We start from the raw sequence: 25,143 nt of genomic DNA, 5'->3' as shown, positions 1-25,143 counted from the left end.
AACTATGCTGATAGACATCTTTCACGATCCCGTTTGTCCCTGGTGCAGAATCGGTAAAAAGCATCTGTTTGATGCATTGGCAAAATGGGCAGAAAAAGAAGTAGATATCCGGTGGCATCCCTTTATTCTCGACAATACTATTCCTGCTGACGGATACGAATTTCACAGCTTTATGCAAAATAGAAAGGGTATAAAAGCCCAAGAACTGCAATATCTGTTTGAATCTACGCAATATGTAGGTAAAGCTGCTGGAGTCAAGCTAAATTTTGAAAAAATCCGTTTGGCTGTTAATACTAAACTTTCGCACCGACTGATTGCACTTGCACCAGCAAAGGTAAAAAACGATGTCGTAGAAGCCATTTATAAAGCTTATTTTGAAGACGGTTTGAACATTGGAGATATTGAAGTTCTGATTGCCATAGGTAGAGCTTACCAAATGGATTCTAGGGAATTACGGCTGCAATTGAGTGATGATGCTGCGATTAAAGCTTTTGTAGCTGAATCAATATTTACTCGTCCCAATGATATCAACAGCGTGCCATTCTTCATCATCAATAATAAAGTCAAGATCAATGGTTGTCACTCAGTAGAAACATTTCTTCAAGCTTTGAATCGAGCCACACTTGTAAATATATCAGCAAAAACATGGTAGTTGACATTAAGCAAAAAAGTAGATTCAGTCTACAACCAATTCATCAACGTGTTTCGGTTACTTTCAACTATGAGGTTTACTTCACCAAAAACTTATTTGAGTTAAAAAACCCCACTTTAGCCCAAGTAATTACAGCAGATGGGGAGACAAAGCCGAAGAAAGTTGTAGCGATAGTAGATGCAGGTATATTGCAGCATCACCCGGAATTGGTTAAGCAATTAGTAGCGTATACCAAGTTTTATGCAGAGATATTAGCGATCGCAGCCGAACCAATGATAATTTCGGGAGGAGAAGCTGCTAAAAATGATGGCACTTTAGTAGAGCAAATCCAGCAACAGATTGAAGCAGCCGGATTATGTCGCCATTCTTATGTGTTAGCGATCGGGGGCGGGGCTGTGTTGGATTTGGTAGGATATGCAGCCGCAACTGCTCACCGGGGTATTCGCCTGATTCGGATTCCGACGACGGTGTTAGCACAAAATGATTCCGGGGTTGGCGTCAAAAATGGCATCAACGCTTTTGGTAAAAAGAACTTTCTTGGTACATTTGCGCCACCTTATGCAGTTATCAATGATTCTGCCTTTTTGACAACCTTAGACGATCGCGATTGGCGTTCTGGAATCGCAGAAGCAGTCAAAGTGGCACTAATTAAGGATGCTAGCTTTTTTGATTATATCCACTCTCACAGCGCAGCCCTAGCACAACGAGACATGGATACTATGCAACAAGTTATTTATCGTTGCGCCCAATTGCACCTAGAACATATTGCCAATAGCGGCGATCCTTTTGAAATGGGTTCGTCTCGTCCCCTGGATTTTGGACATTGGGCGGCTCATAAACTGGAGCATTTGACAAATTATCGCTTGCGTCATGGCGAAGCAGTTGCGATCGGTATTGCTTTGGATAGCACTTATTCCTATTTGATAAGATTGCTGGATTGCTCACAATGGCAAAGGATATTAAGTACTTTGTCGGCGTTGGGTTTTACGTTGTATGTGCCAGAACTGGTTGAGAAGTTATCACAACTGGAACATCCTAATTGTTTGTTCCGGGGTTTAACTGAGTTCCGTGAACATCTGGGGGGAGAGTTGACTTTGATGCTGTTACAAAGGATTGGGAAAGGAGTTGAGGTTCATGAGGTGGATTTGTTTTTGTATAGGCAAGCAATATCGCTATTGCAGGGGTTTTAGGATGGGATTTGAAACGCAGAGAGACGCTGAGGGAAGCGCGGAGGAACACTGAGGTTGTAAGAGGATTTACTACTTTTGAGGGAGGCGGTTGTTTTGAAATATGGCTATCAGGAAATGTACTAGAGAAGCAGTATAAAAAGCGAATAAATTGACATTTAATCGAAAAATTATTCAATGTCTTCTCTGCTTGATATCTAGTATTCTTAAACAAGAAGCGAAAAAGTTTTTCATTACATCTTTTAAAAGAATACGCAGATTTGGATAGTTTGAATTAAATTGACATCGGATTATCTGGATTTGTTTTTAATTTGAAGATAGTTATCAATAATGATTAGCTTTTGACTAATAACTCTTCCAGAGAATTTTCCCATGATCTTTGATTCCCGTTCCTACAAAACTCTTGGCGGTGTACTTGTTTCTCGCTCCATCACAGAAATGAAGATGGACACTGCTCTCGAAGACATTCTATTCCACTTAAATTCTCAGCGTGGAGGTTTGTTAAGGAGTAGCTACGAATATCCAGGCAGATATAAAAGATGGGCGATCGGGTTTGTCAATCCACCATTGGAATTGACTACACAAGATAATGCTTTTACTTTGATAGCGTTGAATGAACGCGGTCGGGTACTTTTACCATTACTCTTAGAGTGCTTATCTAACTCAATACAACTTGAGAAAGTTAGCCTAGACAATAATAGTGTTATAGGCTTTGTTAAAACTACAAAAAAACTATTTGCTGAAGAAGAACGCAGTAAACAACCTTCAGCATTTACAGTTGTCCGTGAAATTTTACACACTTTTTCTAGTCAAGAAGACGAGCATTTAGGATTGTATGGTGCTTTTGGTTATGACTTAGTTTTTCAGTTTGAACCAATTACTCAACGTCTAGAACGTCCAACAGACCAACGGGATTTAGTACTTTATCTACCTGATGATTTGATAGTTGTTGACTACTATCAGCAACGGGCATTTCGTCTACAATATGAATTTGAAACAGCGCATGGCAAGACTAATGATCTGCCTCGAACTGGTGAATCTGTAGACTATCGGGGAAAACATCTTCTGCCAAATCAAACTGCTGACCATAAAGTAGGTGAGTATGCCAAAAAAGTTGAGGGTGCGCTCGATTATTTCCGCCGAGGCGATTTATTTGAAGTAGTTCCTAGTCAAAACTTTTTTGAAGGATATGAAGAGGAACCTAGTAAACTATTTGAAACTTTAAAAGAAATAAATCCTAGTCCTTATGGGTTTATTTTTAATTTAGGTGGAGAATATCTGATTGGCGCATCTCCAGAAATGTTTGTGCGGGTTGAAGGTAGGCGGGTAGAAACCTGTCCCATTAGTGGCACTATTAGCCGAGGACAAGATGCTCTTGACGATGCCGTGCAAATTCGTCAGTTACTCAACTCCCACAAAGATGAAGCTGAGTTGACCATGTGTACTGATGTCGATCGCAATGACAAATCCCGAATCTGCGAACCTGGTTCAGTACAAGTGATTGGTCGTCGTCAAATTGAATTATATAGCCACCTGATACATACAGTAGATCATGTTGAGGGGACACTGCGATCGCAATTTGATGCTTTAGATGCCTTTCTATCGCATACATGGGCCGTTACAGTCACCGGCGCACCCAAAAGAGCTGCAATAGATTTTATTGAACAGCATGAACGTAGCGCCCGACGTTGGTATGGTGGCGCAGTTGGTTATTTAAATTTCAATGGGAATTTAAATACTGGATTAATTCTGCGGACAATCCGATTAAAAGACTGTATCGCTGAAGTGCGAGTTGGCGCTACTGTCCTTTATGATTCGATACCGCAAGCAGAAGAACAAGAAACAATTACCAAAGCTGCTGCTTTATTTGAAACAATTCGCCGTGTAAAGGAAACCAGTCAAAAAATTGATGAATCTAGTTCTATAAAATCAACTAAAATCCTTCCAAGTGGGGCAGATGGCAAACGCATCTTGCTAATAGACTATGAAGACTCATTTGTTCATACCCTAGCCAACTACATTCGCCAAACTGGTGCAACCGTTACTACACTGCGTCATGGTTTCTCAGAATCGCTATTCGATACAGAACGCCCTGACTTAGTTGTATTATCTCCTGGCCCTGGTAGACCAAGTGATTTTCGCGTTCCTCAGACCGTCGGTGCCCTTCTTCATCGCAAAATTCCTATTTTCGGAGTTTGCCTGGGATTGCAAGGCATTGTTGAAGCTTTTGATGGAGAATTGGGAGTCCTCAACTATCCCCAACATGGTAAATCCTCAAGGATTTTTGTCACTGATTCTAATTCCGTAACCTTCAAAAATTTACCACAATCTTTTCCAGTCGGTAGATATCATTCATTATTTGCCCTACCGCAACGTTTGCCAAAAGAACTTAAGGTGACAGCGATTTCTGATGACGACGTAATTATGGGCATTGAACATCAGACACTTCCCATCGCCGCCGTTCAGTTTCATCCAGAGTCAATCATGACTCTAGCCGGAGAAGTCGGTCTAGAAATCATTAAAAATGTGGTGCGTGCATATACAACCAAAGAGTCATTAGTCATTGGTCATTAGTCATTGGGCAATTCAATTTTAGATTTTGGATTGACAATTTTAGATTGAAATTTAATCCAAAATCCAAAATCTAAAATCTAAAATTCTTACTCCCCACTCCTTATTCCCCTAGCATTTTATGACTAAACAAGTTGCCCCTCCCCGCCATATTCTTGAAGAAATTGTGTTGCATAAAAGGCAAGAAGTTGCACAAATGCAGCAAGAATTGCCTTTAGCCGCCTTGCGACAACAGTTAAATTCAGCCCCGACTGTGCGAAATTTCTTGAATGCTTTGCAAGAAAATCCTAACCAACCTAGCTTAATTGCCGAGGTAAAAAAGGCATCACCTAGCCGTGGCATTATCCGCGCAGATTTTGATGCAGTAGCTGTTGCTCAAGCTTATGAACGAGGTGGTGCAGCTTGTTTATCAGTTTTAACTGACCAAAAGTTCTTTCAAGGCAGTTTTGATAATCTGCGAAGGGTGCGATCGCAAGTAGCATTACCCCTACTGTGCAAGGAGTTTATCATTAACCCCTATCAAATATATTTAGCACGAACAGCAGGTGCAGATGCAGTCTTATTGATTGCTGCCATTTTATCAGATCAAGAACTTCAGGGTTTTTTGCAACTAATTCATGATTTAGGCATGAATGCGCTGGTAGAAGTTCACACCTTGGATGAACTGGATCGAGTGTTAAAGCTTGACGATTTACATTTAGTAGGAATCAATAATCGCAATTTAGAAGATTTTACCCTTGATATAGGCACAACACAGCAACTTTTAGCACAGCGCCAACAACAGTTACAAAGTTTGGATATCACCGTCGTCAGCGAGTCTGGATTGTATACACCTGCTGACTTATCTCTTGTCGCTGAAGCTGGTGCGCGTGCGGTTTTGATTGGAGAATCTTTAGTTAAACAAAGCGATGTAGAACAAGCTGTGCGTATGCTAAGACTTGATGCTCCCTAACCTTACTGAAAAATTAAAGCAAGTCTTTCTAAGGCGGTTGAGTGGATGTTTGGGAAAATAGGTTTCTTGCAGAATGCGGGTAAAGGGGACATTTCAGGGGCAAAATTCCCTTTTCCCTTTCCCCTTAACCCTTTCCTTATTCCCTAACGGAGCTAAAAGACTCATTCACGAGTATCAAAGACTCGTTAACGGAGATAAAAGACTCATTCACGAGTATCAAAGACTCGTTAACGGAGATAAAAGCCTCATTCACGAGTATCAAAGACTCGTTAACGGAGATAAAAGCCTCATTCACGAGTATCAAAGACTCGTTAACGGAGATAAAAGACTCATTCACAAGTATCAAAGACTCGTTGACGGAGATAAAAGACTCGTTCACGAGTATCAAAGACTCGTTGACGGAGATAAAAGCCTCATTCACGAGTATCAAAGACTCGTTAACGGAGATAAAAGACTCATTCACAAGTATCAAAGACTCGTTGACGGAGATAAAAGACTCGTTCACGAGTATCAAAGACTCGTTAACGGAGATAAAAGACTCATTCACGAGTATCAAAGACTCGTTAACGAGTATAAAAGACTCGACGACAAAAAATCTAGCCTGGGTATCGCTAATTGCTAAGTGTAAATTATTCCAAAACTATTAACCAATCATTAACTAATTTTCAACATGACTTCTATCTCAGCTTCCTTTCAAACTTTACGCGATCGCCAACAGTGTGCTTTAATCCCCTTTATCACAGCAGGCGATCCTAACTTAGAAACCACCGCCGAGGCTTTACGTATCTTAGATCGTAATGGTGCAGACTTCATCGAGTTGGGCGTTCCCTACTCCGACCCTCTAGCAGATGGGCCTGTGATTCAAGCAGCAGCAACCCGCGCTTTGCAAAAAGGCACAAAATTAGAGCAAGTGCTAGAGATGTTGCACATAGTGATTCCTAGCTTAAAAGCGCCGATAATTCTATTTACTTACTACAATCCCATTTTGCACCGGGGTATTAAATCGTTTTTGGCGCAAATTGCCACTGCTGGAGTGCAAGGGTTGGTAGTACCAGACTTACCTTTAGAAGAAGCAGAAGAATTAATCCAGACTGCTGCATCTTTTGGAATTGAGGTAATTTTACTCGTAGCTCCTACCAGTTCTAGAGATAGAATTGAAGCGATCGCTCATCAATCTCAGGGTTTTATTTACCTGGTGAGTGTTACAGGCGTTACAGGTATCCGCGCTGAAATTCAAGACCGCGTAAAGTATTTATTAAAAGATTTGCGAAGCGTTACCGATAAACCCATCGGCGTTGGTTTTGGCATCTCAGGGCCAGAACAAGCACATCAAGTAAAAGAATGGGGTGCAGATGCAGTAATTGTTGGTAGTGCGTTTGTGAAACGTTTAGCTGAAGGTAGCCCAAATGAAGGACTGCAAGCTGTAGAAGAATTGTGTCAGGAATTGAAAGCAGCAATTACTCCAGTATCCCTGCAACAAGTTGTTTCCGCAAAATAAAAAAGCTCTATTTTTTCTTTCTCTGCGTCCTTGGCGTCTTGGCGGTTCGATAAAGAATAACGAACCGCAAAGGCGCAAAGATCGCAAAGGAAGAAATATAAAGGAAATCTTAGCTATGAAACTCCTGCTGAAATCTGTCAACATACTAATTTATAGCTTACTTCTAGTTAGCACTTGTGCTATTACAGTCTTCGCCCACGATCGCATTGACCACGGACAATACCAATACCATTGGAATCACAATGTTGGACAATACGCTCGCCCAGCTGTAAGAAAGAACGTAACTGACCTGACATCAGCAGAGAAAACAGCCTTCGTCAAGGCAATCAAAACCTTAAAAACTACAATTCCCGCAGGTAGCAAGCTCAGTATTTACGACCAATTCGTTGCCATACATATAGGGGCAACACGCTTGATTCATAACCATAAAGGACATTCCAATGGTTCCGTTCAAGAACTTGCTCATGAAAATGCCGCATTTTTCCCTTGGCATCGAGAATATATTCGCAGATTTGAACAAGCTCTGCAAGCAGTAGACCCAAATGTTACTCTCCCATACTGGGATTGGACTGACCCCAAATCACTCGATGTAGTTTTTAACGATGATTTTCTTGGTTCTAACGGTCAAGGAGTAACCATCAAAATTCCCAATCAAGGAACTTTTACAGGCGGGCCTGTACCTGGGGCTTTTTCTGCTGCAAATGGCTGGGTTATGAATCCAGTATTAAACATTGACCTAGATACCAACACATCATTAGGTACATCACTTGTCCGCTTTCTACGGCTACCTCCTGCCACCGATTACCCTGTGCCTAAAAAAGATGTTGAGCGTGCCCTAGCTCTTAATGATTATTCTCTATTTCGCGCTGCTATGGAAGGATTTATCTCTGTAGATGAGCAGGGTAAAGTCACCTCAGGAGGATTTATCCACAACTACATTCATGGTTTAGTTGGTGGGGTGCAGATAGATGCAAGTACAAGACCTGTAAAGTTTAAAGGCTTGGGTACTATGAGCAATATACCAAGTTCACCTTATGACCCAGTGTTTTGGTTGCATCATGCAAATGTAGACCGCCTCTGGGCCCAATGGCAAGAAAATGGTCATCAAGGTAGTGATTTTTTTCCTCCCGATGGTCATAGTCAGCCTTACGGACACAACCTTAAAGACCTAATGTGGCCTTGGGACGGCGGTATGTCTACCCCCAAAGCTACCGCATTAGGAGATTTAGTATCCCTGTTACCAAATTTTGACTCTAAAGATTTGGTGCGCCCTATAGAGGTTTTGAATCATAGGAAATTGGGCTATACCTACGAAACCCGTGAACAGGAAACGCGAAAAGAATTTTATCTGTGGGATAAGTTCTAAAAAATTAGAACGAAAGTAAAAAATATTTGAACATAAAGGATTTTCAACTGTGGTAAGCATCCAAGACATCAACGCTATCATTTCAACTACGCCTGTGCTACCTGACCTTTTAGGCAGGTTTGGAAAATTCGGCGGTAAGTATGTCCCCGAAACCTTGATGCCTGCATTAACTGAGTTAGAAGCGGCATTTAATCAATATTGCAATGAGCCAAGTTTCCAAGCAGAACTGCAAAACTTACTGCGCGATTATGTAGGACGACCCAGCCCATTATATTTTGCTGAACGCTTGACAACAAACTATGCTAAACCTGATGGTACGGGGCCACAAATCTATTTAAAGCGCGAAGATTTAAATCATACAGGCGCTCACAAAATTAATAATGCTTTAGCTCAAGTGTTGCTAGCTAAACGCATGGGTAAGCAAAGGATTATTGCAGAGACAGGTGCAGGACAACACGGCGTAGCAACTGCAACTGTATGTGCTAGGTTTGGGTTGAAATGTGTAATTTACATGGGCGTCCAGGATATGGAACGCCAAGCCCTGAACGTGTTCCGCATGAAATTAATGGGTGCAGAAGTTTGCCCAGTGGAAGCAGGTACGGGAACTCTCAAGGATGCAACTTCTGAAGCAATTCGGGATTGGGTGACGAATGTAGAAACAACCCATTACATCCTGGGTTCTGTTGCTGGGCCTCATCCCTACCCAATGATTGTCCGTGACTTCCACGCGATAATTGGTATAGAAACTCGCGCTCAAGCTCAGGATAAATGGGGAGGATTACCAGATATTCTACTGGCTTGCGTGGGTGGAGGTTCCAATGCGATCGGCTTGTTTCATGAGTTTATGCATGAACCTTCGGTGCGCCTAATCGGAGTAGAAGCGGCGGGTGAAGGTGTAGATACAGAAAAACACGCTGCTACCTTGACAAAAGGAAGAATAGGTGTATTGCACGGTGCAATGAGCTATTTACTGCAAGATGATGATGGTCAAGTCATCGAAGCCCATTCAATTAGTGCCGGATTAGATTATCCCGGTGTTGGCCCTGAGCATAGTTATTTAAAGGATCTTGGTCGCGCCGAATATTACAGTGTTACCGATAAACAGGCACTAGAAGCGTTGCAAAGGCTTTCGCAACTCGAAGGAATTATCCCAGCCTTAGAAACTGCTCATGCGATCGCATATCTCGAAACCCTTTGTCCTCAATTACAAGGCAACCCCCGCATCGTCATCAACTGTTCCGGCAGAGGTGACAAAGATGTGCAAACAGTTGCCAAAGTCCTTATTCCTTAATTTTCTCTTTTTGTCCTTTGTCATTAGTCATTTGTCCTTCGTGAATGACTAATGACCAATGACTAATGACCAATGACTAACGACAAATATGATAGCTGTAACTCAAACTCCACTTGACAACATCTCTATCCCTCCTGAGTTCTACAACTGGCCAGCTTTATTGCAACAGTTATTAAATCGGCAATCCTTGACAGTTTCCCAAGCTGCGGATTTGATGCAAGGTTGGCTCACCGATGCCATTCCTCATGTCCTATCAGGAGCGATTTTAGCCGCAATTCAAGCTAAAGGCGTATCCGCCGAAGAATTAGTAGGCATGGCCAGTGTCCTACAATCACAATCCCCACTCCCCACTCTCCACTCCCCATTCCCCACTCCCCTAATTGACACCTGCGGAACTGGTGGAGATGGCGCTTCAACCTTTAATATTTCCACTGCTGTTGCCTTTGTTGCCGCTGCCGCCGGAGTAAAAGTTGCCAAACATGGCAATCGTTCCGCATCCAGCAAGACTGGTTCGGCTGATGTGTTGGAAGCTTTGGGTATAAATCTCAACGCCACTCCAGAAAAAGTGCAAGCCGCAGTGGGTGAAGTCGGAATCACCTTTTTGTTCGCTCCAGGTTGGCATCCTGCACTTAAAGCGATCGCTACTTTGCGAAAAACTTTGAAGGTGCGGACTATTTTTAACTTACTCGGCCCGCTAGTAAATCCCATGCGGCCGACAGGGCAAATTATTGGTGTCAACGATCCGCTTTTACTAGAGGAGATTGTTCAAGCTTTATCCCAACTGGGATGTCAGCAAGCGATCGCAGTCCACGGACGGGAACGTTTAGATGAAGCTGGTTTGGCAGATGTCACTGACTTAGCTGTACTTCAAGATAAAAAAGTCCGTTCTCTAACCCTCAATCCTCAAGAACTTGGTTTGAGTTTTGCATCGACTGCGGCGTTATGCGGTGGAGATGTCCAAGAAAATGCCGAAATCTTGAAGGCAGTTCTCCAAGGTAAAGGCACTCAAGCACAGCAAGATGTAGTCGCTTTAAATACAGCCCTTGCACTGCAAGTTGGTGAAGCTATTCACGGGGAAACTGATGTTTTAGCAAGTTGTGTTAAAGGTATTGCCCTTGCCAAGGATATTCTACAAAGCGGCGTAGCTTGGACAAAACTAGAACAACTTGCGGAATTTTTGCGCTAGACTACCCTCCCCTACGAGGAGCTACGTGTACACCAAGTCTTCTAAGGTTGCCCTACACTTCAACCTGCAATGCCAATGCATCGACCTGCAATAACAATACATCGACCTGCAAAGATTAGCCTACTCAAACTATACGGAAGGAAAAATAGATGATTATCATACTTAAAAGCGGTACGCCTGTTGAAGAAATTACTCGCATCAGCCAAGAAGTGAGTGAGACTTGGGGAGTCACGGTAGAAAAAAGCGTTGGCACCCATAAAGCTGTATTGGGGCTAATTGGTGATACCACTAGCATCGATAAATTACAAGTTCAGGAATTCAGCCCTTGGATTGAGCAAGTATTACGAGTGCAACAACCTTTCAAGCGGGTAAGCCGAGAATTCCGACATGGAGAAGCCAGCGAGGTTGTTGTACCTACACCTAACGGTGATGTCTATTTCGGCGAACTTCACCCCATCGTAGTAGTAGCCGGGCCTTGTTCCGTTGAAAATGAAGCGATGATTGTCGAAACAGCAAAGCGCGTGAAGGCAGCAGGAGCGCAGTTTCTACGTGGCGGAGCTTACAAACCCCGCACTTCACCTTATGCCTTTCAAGGTTATGGTGAAAGCGCTTTAGATTTACTAGCAGCAGCGCGAGAAGCTACTGGTTTGGGTATCGTCACAGAACTCATGGATGCTGCCGATTTATCAGCAGTGGCAAGAACAGCTGACATAATCCAAATCGGAGCGCGAAATATGCACAACTTTTCGTTGCTCAAAAAGGTAGGCGCTCAAGATAAACCAGTATTACTTAAGCGCGGGATGTCTGCCACAATTGACGAGTGGTTGATGGCGGCAGAATATATTTTGGCATCTGGAAATCCAAATGTGATTCTGTGTGAGCGCGGAATCAGAACCTTTGATGGCAAATATGCCCGGAATACTTTAGATTTATCAGTGCTTCCAGTCTTGCGATCGCTTACCCACTTACCAATTATGATCGATCCTAGTCATGGTACTGGTAGGTCTGAATATGTTCCATCTATGGCAATGGCTGCGATCGCAGCTGGTACAGATGCCTTAATGATTGAAGTTCATCCCAATCCCGCAAAAGCTTTATCTGATGGGCCCCAATCTCTCACCCCTGATAAATTTGACCGCTTAGTTCAAGACATGTCAGTTCTGGGCAAAGTAGTTGATCGCTGGTCTACACCTGTATTTGGTAGGGTTGGTGAAAGCCGCGTTCTCTTGACGCCAGAACTCTCAAAGTAGATAAAACCCAATACTTGTCGGTTAAGGGGAAAAGGGGAAGGTGGGGTCCCCTCTGGGGATAAGGGGCGGGGGAAATGGGAAATAAAAAACCTTTAACCTTTACCCTTTAACCTTTTCCCCAAACCTAATTCCGAATTGAAAATCCAAAACCCGAGCAGTATTGAGATAGAGCCTAATCTTAGACGATTTTTTGCAAATGGTTCAACCCGATCAACGAATTTTTTAGACGAAAGAATCTGTTGATCGGGTTTTTATAAACTACCTGCGCTTTCAATTCTCTATTAAGTAGAGTAATTAATAATACTCAACCCGTAAACCCGGCGAATATATGACTCAGCAATTATGCTAGCTAAATTACTCGATCTAAATCTCTTCAGAAATTTAGAAATCTAATTAATAGCCTTCGATAGTATAACCAGCAGATTGAACTATCTGTTTAATTGTCTCTTCAGAAGCCGCAGTGTCTACAGCTACGGTTTTTGCATTAACGTCCACATCTACTTTGGCATCAGATTCCATCGTTTGAATAGATTTAGTGATTTTCTTGGCGCATTCATCACCTTTAATATCTGGAACTTTCAATTTAATTGCCATTACTTACCTCTTTCCGTCAACTGGATTTTTCTTTAATAAGTATAATAACGGTTGAGATAGTGAGCGCACATCTTACTATAGTCAGGGAATTGGGAATCCTAAAGATAGTAATGAAAAATAGCTATGCTTAAACAATTGCTGAGATTATTTATAGATAATCCGACTAAATTAAATGCCAAATATGTAAGCTAATTTATGAAAATTCACTTAGTATAACTAACTTCTAAAAGCCCACTTTTTTTATTTGCTCTGAAGACTCCACTAGAGATTACAGATTATTCTATAGGCGTTTTTATTCGACATAGTTGTTCAGGCAGTGTTGCCTGAACATACAAATGTTTATACGTAAGTCACAAAATCTTTTTATCTGTAGTCTTGAACTATTTTTATGCTCCAGGTAGTTCTGCCTAATTTTAGATGCATATATATATTCAGAAAGCAGCTATCTTGTGGCATATATTAGATATCTGGTGAAATTAAATATTGGCAGGAGTGTTAGGCGGCTGGCCTATATACTGGTTTTCGGTGGATGCCTTTGTCCACCTCCTAATACCAATTCTTCAAAATGAGACAATAGATGTAAATCAGAAAAGTCTTGCTGCATCTAAGTTTCTTAATTGCGAATTGGTATAACTCTACTTCGTTGCGTTGAGGAAAAGTACTCCCACAATTGAGTAGAAATAGGACGGTTACAGAGAAAGCGCGATGATTTAGCAACTTCCAAAATCTCCCCCAGCCGCAAGGCTACCTATTTTTTTTGAGTTCGTGTATACTTCTTACGACCTTTGTTACTAAATTTCTGGGTGTAAATCTTACGCTTTCAGTTAATATCTTATTTCTCATCCCAGGAACGATAACAGTTTTGTTTTTCATTAAGCCCCGATAACCAATCTTAGCAACGGTTTGCATATCCATCATTCTGTTAACGTTAGGAATCTTTGAATCTTCCATTGCTGATGGTTGTTGAAATTCCGATGCTGTTAGCCCTGGACAAAGAACAGTCACGCTGACACCTGTACCCTCTAATTCATTAGCGATCGCTTCAGAAAATGATAATACATAGGCTTCAGTAGCAAAATAAACTGCCCTTAAAGGCCCTGGTTGAAAAGCAGCAGATGAGGCCACATTTAATATTTTTCCATAGTTTTGCTTTACCATATCCTTGAGCAATAACTTAGTTAAATGAGTCAGACTCACTATATTTACCTGGAGCATTTTCAGTTCAGTGGCGAGGTCTGTTTCGTTAAATTCTCCATAAGTACCAAAGCCAGCATTGTTAATCAGCACATCAATTTTTATCGATGCTTGCTGTAATTCTGTGAAAATTTCTTTTGGAGATGTTGGGATAGATAAATCCTGAGCAAAAATTTTCACAAAAATGCCAAACTTTTGCGGAAATTCATCTAGAATTTCAGTAAGTTTTTGTTCATCTTTATCTACTAACACAAGATTATAACTATGACGAGCAAAAATTTGAGTTAATTGATAGCCTATTCCACTAGCCGCTCCTGTAATTAGAGCAGTTTTTTTTTGCCGACTTTCAGATATTTTATTCATGCTAAAAAAAATGGCAATTGTAAGTTTGTTAATTTAAGTTTTATAAAAATTACTACAGTAATATATAATATTTGCTGTAGTAATTTTTATGCAGACAATAAATGATGCTATCCACCTGAAATGAGTATGTTTCAATCAAGCATATTTGGCACAAATATAAAAATCTGTATCTATATAAACAAGAGCAAAAATATTTAATATCGTCATCAATGCCACAGCACAATTCCGTTGCCATAACTGACGTGCAAGCAGCACAAGAGCGAATTTTAGGGATTGCCAACCACACGCCTGTACTGACTTCTAGAATTGTTAACGATCGCACTAATAGCCAAGTATTCTTTAAGTGCGAAAATTTTCAACGCACGGGAGCATTTAAATTTAGAGGTGCATACAATGCCCTAGCCCAACTATCGACAGCACAAAAACAAACAGGCGTTATCACCTATTCATCGGGAAATCACGCCCAAGCGATCGCTTTAGCTGGGCAATTACTCAATATTCCCACCACCATTATCATGCCTGATGATGCACCTGCTGTTAAACAAACTGCCACTCGTGGCTATGGTGCAGAGATAATTTTATACAATCGCCAAGAAATAAACCGGGAAGAATTAGCCCAAGATTTAGCAAGCGGTTGCAATCTCACTCTGATTCCCCCTTACGATCATCCTAATGTAGTCGCTGGACAGGGGACAACTGCTTTAGAACTGATCCAAGAAGTTGGTGAATTGGACTTATTATTAGTTTGTTGTGGCGGTGGCGGATTACTTTCAGGGTGTGCGATCGCAGCCAAAGCACTTTTACCAAATTGTAAAGTAATCGGCGTAGAGCCAGCCCTTGCCGACGATGCTACCCGTTCTTTTCACACCAAAACTCTGCAAACTGTCAAAAATCCTAATACCATCGCTGATGGTGCGCGAACTCCCAGCCTTGGTAAAATTACTTTCCCCTTAGTGCTGCATTACGTCGATGATATGGTGACAGTATCGGAAGAAGCGATTCTTCGTACCATGTTTTTCTTGTGGGAACGTTTGAAAATTGTCGTTGAACCTACCGGAGTACTTGCAGCAGCAGCCTTACTCGAAGGTGTGGTGACAGCACCAGAAGCGAGGATTGGTGTCATCATTAGCGGTGGAAATGTAGATTTAACACAAGTTGGTAAATTGTTTTCTGTGGGATTAGATTGAACACAGTGTACCCCGCCCAAATCATCAAATCTCTGTTAGTCCACATCGAGGTTGCTAGATTACCTGCTTTTGCCTACAGGGAATTTGAATGATAAACTCTGCGCCCTCTCCGGGTGCAGAAATGCACTCTATTGTACCGTGATGTTTGTCTACTACGATTTGATAAGTGATTGATAATCCTAAACCAGTACCTTGTCCTACAGGTTTAGTGGTGAAAAAAGGATCAAATATTTTTTGTCTAACACTTTCACTCATACCTATCCCATTATCCTTAATAGAAATGAGGACTAAATCAGAATTGACTACTTGGGTACGAATAGCGATCGCACTATAATTACTCTTAATTTCCTCTGCGTTTCTTTCCTGATTTAATTTTTGCAAAGCATCAATTGCATTATTCAGAATATTCATAAATACCTGATTAAGTTGCCCAGCATAACATTCTATTTTTGGCAAATCACCGTAATTTTTGATAACTTCAATTGCAGGCTTACCTGGATTAACTTGGAGACGGCTTTGCAAAATTAGTAAGGTACTCTCAATTCCCTCATGAATGTTAACAGGTTTCATGTCAGCCTCATCTAAGCGAGAGAAATTACGCAATGTCAGCACAATTTCCCGAATACGTTCCGTGCCAATTCTCATAGAAGATAAAGTTTTAGGGATATCTTCTTTAATAAAATCGACATCAATATTCTTTAAAAACTCTTTTATTTCTGGTGTTAAGTCTGGATAAGTATTTTGATAAATATTAATTAAGTTCAGTAAATCTTGTGTATAATTATCAATGTAATCTAGGTTGCCATGAATAAAGCTTACAGGATTATTAATTTCATGAGCAATACCAGCAATCATTTGTCCCAAACTGGACATTTTTTCTGTCTGAATAAGCTGGGTTTGAGTTAGTTTTAATTCGTGTAGTGTTTGCTTTAATCGCACATTATTTTCATTTAACTCTCTAGTTCTTTCCTCTATCTTATCTTCTAAGTTAGCGTAGAGTCGGGCATTTTCTAAAGAAATAGCCGCTTGCGAAAAAAGAATCTTTAATATTCGTATTCTATCAGAAGTAAATGCTCCTACTGTTAAATTATTTTCTAAATAAAGCAACCCAATCAATTTACCTTGATTAACGATACAAGTACACATCAGCGATTTAATTTGATGGTCAATAATATATGGATCTCTTGTAAAATTTCCTTCACTGCTAGCATCAGATAAAATTACATCTTTTTGCGTTCGTGTCACATAGTCAATTACAGATATAGGTAATTGCTGACTATTTTTTAATGGTAGTGATTGACCAACGGTTAAATCATCTTTCTCTACACTCGCTTGAGCTTCAATAAATAATTTTCCTTCTTTCTCGAGAAGCAAAATACCAGTTTGAGCACCAGCATTCTCAATCACAATTGTCATTAATTTTTCTAACAAATTTTCTAATAAAATTACTTCTGATAAAGCTTGTGATGCTTTAATAACTGTGATTAAATCTAGCCCGCTTGATTTTTCATTAGCAGTGGAAGTAGTAATAGTATTACTTGTAAACCCTACTTGAGAGGGAGTAGAAACCTGAGTAATTAACTCTGGATATTTTAATTCCAAATCCTTAAATTTAGCACTTGCTCCCCAACGACGATAACCATAGTGTGCCTTTGTCATGTATAACGAAGCAAATTCATTTCTTCCTAGACTGAGATAAAATTCTGCCGCACATTCATAAGCTAGCGCCTCTTCATGAAGATATCCAGACTTATGAGCGCCTTGAATAGCGCGATCGTAGTGTTCCATCGCTACTAATGCTTGTCCTAAAAATCGTGCTTTTTCTGCTTCTACTAATTCATATTTGTGCTGATTATTGACAGGTGCATGAGCCGCCCATTCTTTTAATTGTTTTTGGTTTTCTTCTACTTTATCCATAGCAGTTTTTATTTCTGTTTGGGAAGTAGTCTTTGAACAGAGAGCCAACAATGCTAAAGAGTAATAAAACTTATATTGAGGTAAATAAGTAGTTCCACTAGCTGCAACTTCATACTGTTGTGCTAATTGAGCATTTTTAACAGCCTGACTATAATCTTTAAAGAAATAACTTAAAATACTTTTGGCAAGATAAGCATAAAATATGGCTGTAATATTTCCTGCCATTCTCTGCATTACTGTTTCATTAAAACTATCACCATCTAAACAAGATTTATTATGCTGTCTTTGAACTAGCTCGATGACCATCTGTTTTAATATAAGTAAACAAATTGTAAAATGCTCTTGCTGTATTTTTTGCGCTAAATTAATATATTGTTCTAATCTTTGTTGAAGAATGTCTAAATTTTCTCCAATCCAAAAAGGATGCCAACAAACTAACAACCCATTATAACCCACATACTCAATATCCCCTGTATCCAAACCACTTTGGACACCATGCTCTAAAGGTTCTATAGTTGATTGAATATGTTCTTTCCAATGTCTAACAAAAATATTAAATAGTGCATACACTTTAGATTTAATTTCACTAGCATTGAATTGGTCTAATATTTGTAAAGATAATTTCCCAAAACGATATCCTGATTCAATATCCTTAAGAGGCCCACATAAAATTAGCCCATAAAAACCATAGGCATAAGCTGCAAAAGATGAATTGCCATACTGCACACATAAATCAACCATCGTAAAAGCAATCAGTGGTAAAAGTGCGGGATCTGCTAAATAAGCGGGAGGCATGGCTGTCATTAGTATCCTCATGGCAGCTAGCTTATGAGCATCAGTCATTTCTGGCAAGTTGACTAATTCTTCAATTGTTAACTCTGCTGGTGGAGTTTGAGACAATGAAACTCCCAGCATCTCTAGCACCTGCAAATCTAAATCTAATGCTTCTCGCATTCGATTTTGAGCAACATAAAACTGAATTTTTTTCTCATATACTTTCACAGCATCAAGAATATTTTTAGTATTACTTATAACGCTAGTAAACAATGCTTCTGCTTGCTCAAAATTTGTATTTAAGTATTCTGCTTCTACTGTTTCTACATGAAGTTCAAGAGTTAAATCATAATAGTTTTGCCAACAATCGATAGCAAGTAAGTTTAGACCTTGCTTTAAAAACCTTACAGCAGATTCGTAAGCAGCAGAATCTTTAGCTTTACGTCCCGAAATAAGATTTAACTCAGCTAGTTTATATCTTTCTTCGGAAGAATTAATTAACTCACTACCAATATTCAACTGGTTAACAATATCGAAGATTTTTTCTTCTAGTAAGCCTTCTTTTATATTATTTAATAGTAGTCTACCAATATTTAAATGAATCTCTTTTTTTTCTTCATCAGGTATTAACGCGTAAGCCGCTTGTTGCACGCGATCGTGAATAAATTTATAATCAATTACAAAAACATCAAGATGATTTAATAAATGTGGTTGTTTATAGCTATCACTTAAAGGTATGACTAAACCAGCTTGTAGTGCTTCCCAAATATCTGATGCTGTATCATTCTGAGAATTTTCATTAATATAAGCCAGTATATTAAAATTAAATCGATTACCAATACAGGCAGCTATTTTTAAAATCTTTTGTGTAGTACCTTTAAGTTTTTGAATTTTACCGATCATTAATTCAACAACATTATCAGTAATTCCTAGCATCTGAATGCGCTGAATATCCCATTGCCATTGACTAGTAATTAAGTTAAAAGAAAGCAAGTTTTCTTGATGAATAAACTTGAGTAATTGATTGATAAAAAACGGATTGCCAGCAGTTTTATTAAAAATCAATTTTGCTAACTCTTTAGATTCTTTTAAATTAGATTTTAGGCTGTCGCTAACTAACTGACAAACATCAGTAATTTTTAAATTTTGACAATGAATAATCTTGATATAGCTAGTATTTCTTTCAATTTTCCGCAAAGCTAACATTAAAGGATGACTGGGATTAACTTCATTATCTCGATATGCTCCAATTATTAATAAATATTGAATTTCTGTATCTGTAGTTAATAACTGAATTAATTTTAATGAAGCTAAGTCTGCCCATTGTAAATCATCTAGAAATATCACTAATGGATGGTCTTTTTGAGCAAACAAATTGATAAATTTTTGAAAAACTAAGTTAAATCGGTTTTGTGATTCTGCTGAAGATAGTTGTGGTACTTCTGGTTGTTTACCGATAATGAATTCTAGTTCAGGAATAACATCAATAATAATTTGAGCATTTGGAACTAGAACTTCTAAAATTTTTTCTTTCCAAGTTGCTAATTTTGCTTCATTTTCTGTTAGTAATTGCTGCATTAGCTCTTGAAATGCTTGAATTAGCGAGGCATAAGGAATATTGCGTTGAAATTGCTCAAATTTACCAGCAATAAAATAGCCTCTGTTTTTGATAACAGGTTTATGAATTTCATTCACTAATGCTGATTTACCAATACCTGAATAGCCTGCAACTAATATTAATTCTTTATTTCCTTGATTAACTCTTTCAAAAGCAGACATTAAGATATCTATTTCTGCTTCGCGTCCATACAACTTTTCAGGAATTTGTAGTTGGCTAGATTGATCCTGTTGACCAATAGGAAATTCCATTATAGAATTAGTTTGCTCTAACTGATTGAGACAGTTTTCTAAATCAGCTTTAATCCCAAAAGCATTCTGATATCTTTCTTCAGCGGTTTTACTTAGTAATTTCATAATAATTGCAGAAATTACTTGAGGGATTTTTGGGATTAGCTGAGATACTGTTATAGGTTGTCTGGCAATATGACAATGAACTAACTCCATTGGATCAATTACTTGAAACGGTAACTGACCTGTAAGCATTTCATAAAAAGTTACACCCAACGAATAGAAGTCTGTACGGTAATCAACTGTTCGATTCATTCTTCCTGTTTGCTCTGGAGACATATAGGCTAAAGTTCCTTCAAGCAAATCAGGATTACTGAGTTTGGGTTTTTCTTGTAAAAGTAGTGATGAGATAGAAAAATCAATAATTTTAACTTGATGAGTTTGTAAATTAACAATAATATTCTGTGGTTTAATATCTTTATGAATAATATAATTTTGGTGTAATTCACCTATAGCTTGGGTAATTTGAATACCTATCTTTAAAAAATCAACTAACTCAATTTTTTCTGTTTGGATAATTTTGTCGAGAGAACTACTATTAAAGTTTTCTAATACAATGGCAAAACCATTGTTGTATTTTTCTAAGCTATAAGCTTGAATAACTCCTGAGATATCTAAATTTTTGATTAGCTCATATTCATGTTTTAAGGCTGCTATATCTTTTAGCTCAGGATATTCTGTTTTTAGAAGTTTAATAACCACTAGTTTATTATCTTTATTTCTACTGGCTCGATAAACAGAAGTTTTTGCTCCTTCATCAATTAATTCTATAATTTGGTAATTTGGTAATGTAATCATAGTTTATATTAATACCTTAGACAAATTTTCAAAAGTTTGAAATAATTATTTTATTATTCATAGGATAGCAAATACATTTTTAATGTTTGTGTCATGCCAGACATTAAAAATGTATTATTCTACCGAGTTATCTAGGTTGAGAAAACCTATATAATGCCAAATTTTATTGAGTTTGTCAAAATGTACCTCCTTAAATTAGATATACTTTTATAACCAAGAATCCCACTCACCAATAATTTGTTTGGTGTATTTTATATGGAAGCATTGGTGTAGAATAGCTCGTGTTGCTTGCATTGCAGAAATTACTGTAGCTTCCACGCAACCAGAATTGTAACCGTTGTTAATCCAGTCGCCAGCTAGGTAAAGGTTATCAAATCCAGATTCATCAGTTTTGAGTCGATACTTGGTACTTCCAGGTACAGAAAGTACATAGCGTTCTGATGGGTTAATGTTAATTCGCCAGTATTGAGCTTTAAAGCGTTCTACTCCTCGACGGTTTTGAAAATCTACTAGTAAATCCCAATTCAAACCTTGGGGGTTTTTAGGGTGAGTAGCATCAGGCCAAAGGTGTCCGATGTAATTGTTAAGGAAGTTAATTGCTTGTTGGTCTACTTTTTTCTGAGCTTTATCTGGAAAATCATATTCTGTGTGGGGAGGAATACCTGGATCTGCAATTACACCGGTGAAATAAGCTACGTTATAAGGATAATGCTGAGAAGGCCAATTTTCTCGTTGTAGTAACTCGCTCATATCTGCATAGACATCGAGTGGTTCAACATAAGCTCCGATCACGGGACTAGATTGTTGCCATCCTAATTGCGGTAAGGTAGGCTTAAGCCATATTTGTCCGCCTTGAGTAGTTACTGTCTTAACTTGAGTTAACATATCGTGCCATTTTTGATGAGCTGGATTTTTTTTGGCATCGACTAGTTCACCGCAAATAGAGGGTAAGGCGGCTATAGAAATTCCCAGCAACACAATATCAAAATCATCGCCTTTGGTGAGGGTAATTTTGTCTACATTTTGCCAAGGTGTCCAATATGACTCAAGGTTAATTTCTTTATCTTGGAGTTTTTGGGCTTCTTCATCGACAATCTGATCGTAAAGAGGTTCACTAGGCCAGCAACGAATGTCTTTAACTTTAATAAGTGGTTGATATTCTTGCTCTGGGTTTTTTAAATTTACTTGCCGAGCCAAAGTGATACTTGCAATTGATTGTTGATCTTTATCCAAGTGTAACTGCTTGGCAACATGGAAGAATTTGAATTTTACACCGCGACTCTTTAGCACTTCATATAGTGGAGTGACGACTACCTCCGCCATCCCTGATTGCATTTTCCACATGATTGCGCCATTGTATTTGAACAAGATAGTGGTGAGGATACGAATGGCTGTTCCTGCTGCTAGTTGCGGTTTATTGGCATTGCCCTCTGGAAAACCATACACTAAATCGTATAAGACGCGAATAAATGCTGATTTAACGCTTGATTCCCTAGCTCCGTGTTTTCTTAGCCAATCTTTGTAGTTGTACTCATCTAAACTGTCTAGGGAACGGAAATCTATTACCTCATCTACAAATAAACCCCGGATGTTTGCTAATGCTAAATCGATGAGTGTGAAACGCCAAAATATGTCAGGATTTTGCCAGTTTTTAGATTCTATATGACTGCTCAAGTGTTCTTTAAAACGGTCTATTAGCTTGAGAATTAACTGGTGATGCTCACGTCTATGAGTTTTAGGATTTTCAGGCAGTGATTGAGCTAAATTGTAGGCAAGCTTTATGAACGTTTTTTCAGAAGTCAAGTCTAGGTTTTGGAAGATATCGCCAATGTATTGGTTAATATTGTTAAGCCATTTTCCCCAAAAAATAGGTTTTTGAAAAAATAACTGAATCAACTGGCTAGGAAATTGCAAGAGGCTACTATCTGATAAAAATTCCATTACCTCTTTGCCTATTGCTATTTGTTTAGCAACAGATGCTGAAGAGTTTTTGTCAGGATGCAACTGGTAGTAATTCTCAATTTCTGCGTAAGTCTGAATGACGAATTTGATAGTTGTGCAGATATGTTCCCAAAGAGAAGAAGTGCCGCCACCTTTCCAGGGAACTAGAGAATTGGTAGGAAAGTTAAAGGGCAGATTTACCCAATTTTGATTGATGTATTCTTCTAAGACAATCAGACTATGGGGTTTGAAGGCGTCTTCTATGGTGTTGAAAGGCCCGTTGCCACCAAGTTCATCGTAGCATTGGTTGAGTAGACGAAAGGCATTTTCATAGAATCCAAAAAAAATGTGCAGTCCATGTTCTTCGATGCGGTAGTCTGGTTCACAATCAGGTGCATGGGGTTTGATGTTACGTCCAGTTGCACATTTACCACCCAAACGCCAACCTGTTTGATAAATAGTAATGTCGTAGAGACTCTCCCATCCTGGTTGACTGGTTAATTCATAAGCGGTGGTTAATGAGGCCATTCCACCGCCTAAGATAGCGATCTTTTTTGGCTTAAAGGTTTTGGACATGTTTGTTTTTCTTTGCGTGGTAAGGGTAAAGAAGAAAGAGAAGACAAAAGAGATAATTTATACCAATTTGCAATGGGCTTTGCCCCGCTACGCTAACGCAATGGGCTAATGCCCCGCTTTGCTGTTTTCATGCCCGCAGGGCTGTACGCAATTAAGAAACTTAGATGCAGTAAGACTTTCGTGATTTATATCTGTTGCCTCCTTTTGGAGAATTAGTATTACTCAGTACTGACTCAACGGCCCGCTAGCGCTAACAGCACTCACTAATTTTTCTGTGGTGCTTGCCATACGGCTTTTCCATCTTTGAGAGTGAAGTCGAAATGCAGGACGAAACCAAGCTTTATGGGGATATTTACTGATTCGCTACCTGCGGGATAACCTTTGCCTAGTCCTAAGTCTTGAACAATTGGTTGGTTAGCGAAATTATTGATTTTTAATTGAAATTGATCGCCAAAACTATCAAAACCAAAGAGTTTTCCCCCATAGAAGGTTTGTAGTTGCATGGGCGATTCAATTAGTGCTTGATAGCAGGCCTTTTTGCTGTTTTCTACATCGCGGATTTGTTTAAGGGTAACGAGGGGGACAACTCTGTTTATGAGATATTCGAGGATATTAAAGGGTAATTGTAAGCCAGGAATAGCAATCTCGTTATTGTTAAATAATAAGCTAGCGATCGCTCTTATTGCTTCTTCAAAAGTGTCCCATGTTTTGATAGCTTGGTGTTTAGCTCCTGTACTGATGCGTTGAACTTCTAGCAAGCGTGCATCTAGAGATTGACTTGTAGGAGAAAAGTCTTTAAATACTAAGGTATCTACGGTTAATAAATCCGGTTCTTGATTTAAGTCAGGAATCTGAAATGTGCCAAGTTGTTTAAAGAAGCCGTAGACTTCTCTACCAGAAACTAGAATGGGAGAATTATTCACGTACAAGTAAGGCATAAAGAAAGCTAGGCGTTCGGCAATGAATAAAGGCCCGACTCTTTTACCTACCACTGTTAACATCCAAAAGATGGCTTCTTCTTCATGTACAGTTCCTTTATCATAGTCAGGTGGATAAATAGAACTTAAAGAATCTATCTTGTTGAAAGTCAAGAGGAGATAGTTCGTCGCTGGGCGATATTCAATCTCTCCGTTATTGGGAATGTTGAGATATTTATCACACACCTCTTGTAACTTCGCCATTGAACCTTCAACGACAAAGCCGTACATTTTTGTCCCTTTGATTTCGTAGGGTTGATTAAATGCCTGCCCATCTGCTCGTTCTATATATTTGGCGTATGGTAATTTTTTACCATCTCCCCAAAAGTAATTTTTGAAAAAACTAGTCATATCTTGTTCCATATTTTTGCCTTTTTCCGCTAAATCTTGGAACAATTGATCCGGTTTTTGTTGTATTTGGGTAAGGTAATTTGTGAATTTTTGGGGTTCTTGAAGGAGGGCAGTAAATTCACTGACAGCACCTAAAGCCGTATGGATACTTGTTTGTATTGTCTGCAAAGGGTTGTTGGTGTTCATAAGGTTTTGGGTAATTTCAGCACAAGGCCTTGTTTGAAGTGTTCCCTTTACACTGGCTTTTCTAACAAATTGCTCAGATAGGGAATCGTTGGTGATAAACCGCCAACGATTCGCACCTAATAGCCAATGTCAGAAGGGCTTTCGATGGTTTAGGGGAAAGGGCGCGATCGCACTTGTGAACATCCAGATATATGCAGTTGCTGCAACCGTTAACTGTCAAGTCTTCATCGCACCAACACAATTAATAATTAGCACTGGTATAAAAAGTTTTAATACATTACAGAGTATAGTTAGTGGAAACTGTAAGGCGATCGCCCCAAATACTGAAGTAAAAATCAATCAAGTGCTAGAAATGACATTTACAGTCCTTTGCCTGAAAAACCAGGAATATCAGGGTTTTGTAAAGAATATTTACAGATGTTAA

17 protein-coding genes are annotated in these 25,143 nt (G+C 39.2%); 12 read left to right on the top strand and 5 right to left on the bottom strand.

The window, feature by feature from the left end:
* The first annotated feature begins 4 nt into the window (after positions 1-4).
* From RMZ43_RS17705 to aroF, 10 genes are all read left to right on the top strand, one after another.
* Positions 5-652, top strand: coding sequence for a DsbA family oxidoreductase (locus RMZ43_RS17705; protein WP_322654437.1), 648 nt, complete (start codon positions 5-7; stop codon positions 650-652).
* Positions 646-1,842 (top strand): 3-dehydroquinate synthase, encoded by a 1,197-nt coding sequence (locus RMZ43_RS17700; RefSeq protein WP_322654438.1) that lies wholly within the window; start codon positions 646-648, stop codon positions 1,840-1,842. Before RMZ43_RS17705 ends, RMZ43_RS17700 begins: the two co-directional genes overlap by 7 nt.
* A 369-nt stretch (positions 1,843-2,211) precedes the next feature.
* Complete coding sequence (locus RMZ43_RS17695; protein ID WP_322654439.1) at positions 2,212-4,413, top strand: anthranilate synthase; 2,202 nt, start codon at positions 2,212-2,214, stop codon at positions 4,411-4,413.
* A 118-nt stretch (positions 4,414-4,531) separates the two neighbouring features.
* On the top strand, positions 4,532-5,362 hold the full coding sequence (trpC, locus tag RMZ43_RS17690) for an indole-3-glycerol phosphate synthase TrpC (protein WP_322654440.1): 831 nt from the start codon (positions 4,532-4,534) through the stop codon (positions 5,360-5,362).
* 73 nt (positions 5,363-5,435) lie between these two features.
* Positions 5,436-5,984: a hypothetical protein gene (locus tag RMZ43_RS17685; protein ID WP_322654441.1), complete on the top strand. Its 549-nt coding sequence runs from the start codon at positions 5,436-5,438 to the stop codon at positions 5,982-5,984.
* A 48-nt stretch (positions 5,985-6,032) separates the two neighbouring features.
* Positions 6,033-6,860, top strand: a complete 828-nt coding sequence (trpA, locus tag RMZ43_RS17680) for a tryptophan synthase subunit alpha (RefSeq protein ID WP_322654442.1) — start codon at positions 6,033-6,035, stop codon at positions 6,858-6,860.
* A 115-nt stretch (positions 6,861-6,975) separates the two neighbouring features.
* On the top strand, positions 6,976-8,226 hold the full coding sequence (locus tag RMZ43_RS17675; RefSeq protein WP_322654443.1) for a tyrosinase family protein: 1,251 nt from the start codon (positions 6,976-6,978) through the stop codon (positions 8,224-8,226).
* 58 nt (positions 8,227-8,284) lie between these two features.
* The gene (gene trpB / locus RMZ43_RS17670; protein ID WP_322654463.1) at positions 8,285-9,517 is read left to right on the top strand and encodes a tryptophan synthase subunit beta; all 1,233 of its coding nucleotides are present in this window, start codon (positions 8,285-8,287) and stop codon (positions 9,515-9,517) included.
* Positions 9,518-9,605: 88 nt separating this feature from the next.
* Positions 9,606-10,703 (top strand): anthranilate phosphoribosyltransferase, encoded by a 1,098-nt coding sequence (trpD, locus tag RMZ43_RS17665; RefSeq protein ID WP_322654444.1) that lies wholly within the window; start codon positions 9,606-9,608, stop codon positions 10,701-10,703.
* A 149-nt stretch (positions 10,704-10,852) separates the two neighbouring features.
* Positions 10,853-11,953 (top strand): 3-deoxy-7-phosphoheptulonate synthase, encoded by a 1,101-nt coding sequence (gene aroF, locus RMZ43_RS17660; protein WP_322654445.1) that lies wholly within the window; start codon positions 10,853-10,855, stop codon positions 11,951-11,953.
* A gap of 393 nt (positions 11,954-12,346) precedes the next feature.
* Here aroF and RMZ43_RS17655 read toward each other — a convergent pair whose 3' ends face one another.
* The gene (locus RMZ43_RS17655; RefSeq protein ID WP_109008297.1) at positions 12,347-12,547 is read right to left on the bottom strand and encodes a heavy-metal-associated domain-containing protein; all 201 of its coding nucleotides are present in this window, start codon (positions 12,545-12,547) and stop codon (positions 12,347-12,349) included.
* Between the two features lie 744 nt (positions 12,548-13,291).
* Entirely contained in the window at positions 13,292-14,104 is an 813-nt protein-coding gene (locus tag RMZ43_RS17650) for an SDR family NAD(P)-dependent oxidoreductase (protein ID WP_322654446.1), read from the bottom strand.
* Between the two features lie 209 nt (positions 14,105-14,313).
* Here RMZ43_RS17650 and RMZ43_RS17645 point away from each other — a divergent pair, with 209 nt between their 5' ends.
* Positions 14,314-15,291, top strand: a complete 978-nt coding sequence (locus tag RMZ43_RS17645) for a threo-3-hydroxy-L-aspartate ammonia-lyase (protein ID WP_322654447.1) — start codon at positions 14,314-14,316, stop codon at positions 15,289-15,291.
* Between the two features lie 54 nt (positions 15,292-15,345).
* Here RMZ43_RS17645 and RMZ43_RS17640 read toward each other — a convergent pair whose 3' ends face one another.
* The 3 genes from RMZ43_RS17640 to RMZ43_RS17630 form a co-directional block, all read right to left on the bottom strand.
* On the bottom strand, positions 15,346-20,688 hold the full coding sequence (locus tag RMZ43_RS17640; RefSeq protein ID WP_322654448.1) for a trifunctional serine/threonine-protein kinase/ATP-binding protein/sensor histidine kinase: 5,343 nt from the start codon (positions 20,686-20,688) through the stop codon (positions 15,346-15,348).
* A gap of 207 nt (positions 20,689-20,895) precedes the next feature.
* Positions 20,896-23,205, bottom strand: coding sequence for an NAD(P)-binding protein (locus RMZ43_RS17635; RefSeq protein ID WP_322654449.1), 2,310 nt, complete (start codon positions 23,203-23,205; stop codon positions 20,896-20,898).
* A gap of 263 nt (positions 23,206-23,468) precedes the next feature.
* Positions 23,469-24,719, bottom strand: a complete 1,251-nt coding sequence (locus RMZ43_RS17630) for a hypothetical protein (RefSeq protein ID WP_322654450.1) — start codon at positions 24,717-24,719, stop codon at positions 23,469-23,471.
* A 91-nt stretch (positions 24,720-24,810) separates the two neighbouring features.
* On the opposite strand from RMZ43_RS17630, the gene RMZ43_RS17625 reads away from it, so the two are divergent.
* Positions 24,811-25,143 carry a hypothetical protein gene (locus RMZ43_RS17625; protein ID WP_322654451.1) on the top strand — a complete coding sequence of 111 codons (333 nt, stop codon included), beginning with the start codon at positions 24,811-24,813 and terminating at the stop codon, positions 25,141-25,143.

The sequence above is a fragment of the Nostoc sp. CmiVER01 genome, from assembly GCF_034531135.2.
Classification (GTDB): domain Bacteria; phylum Cyanobacteriota; class Cyanobacteriia; order Cyanobacteriales; family Nostocaceae; genus Nostoc.
This window is presented reverse-complemented; position numbering and strand designations above follow the sequence as displayed.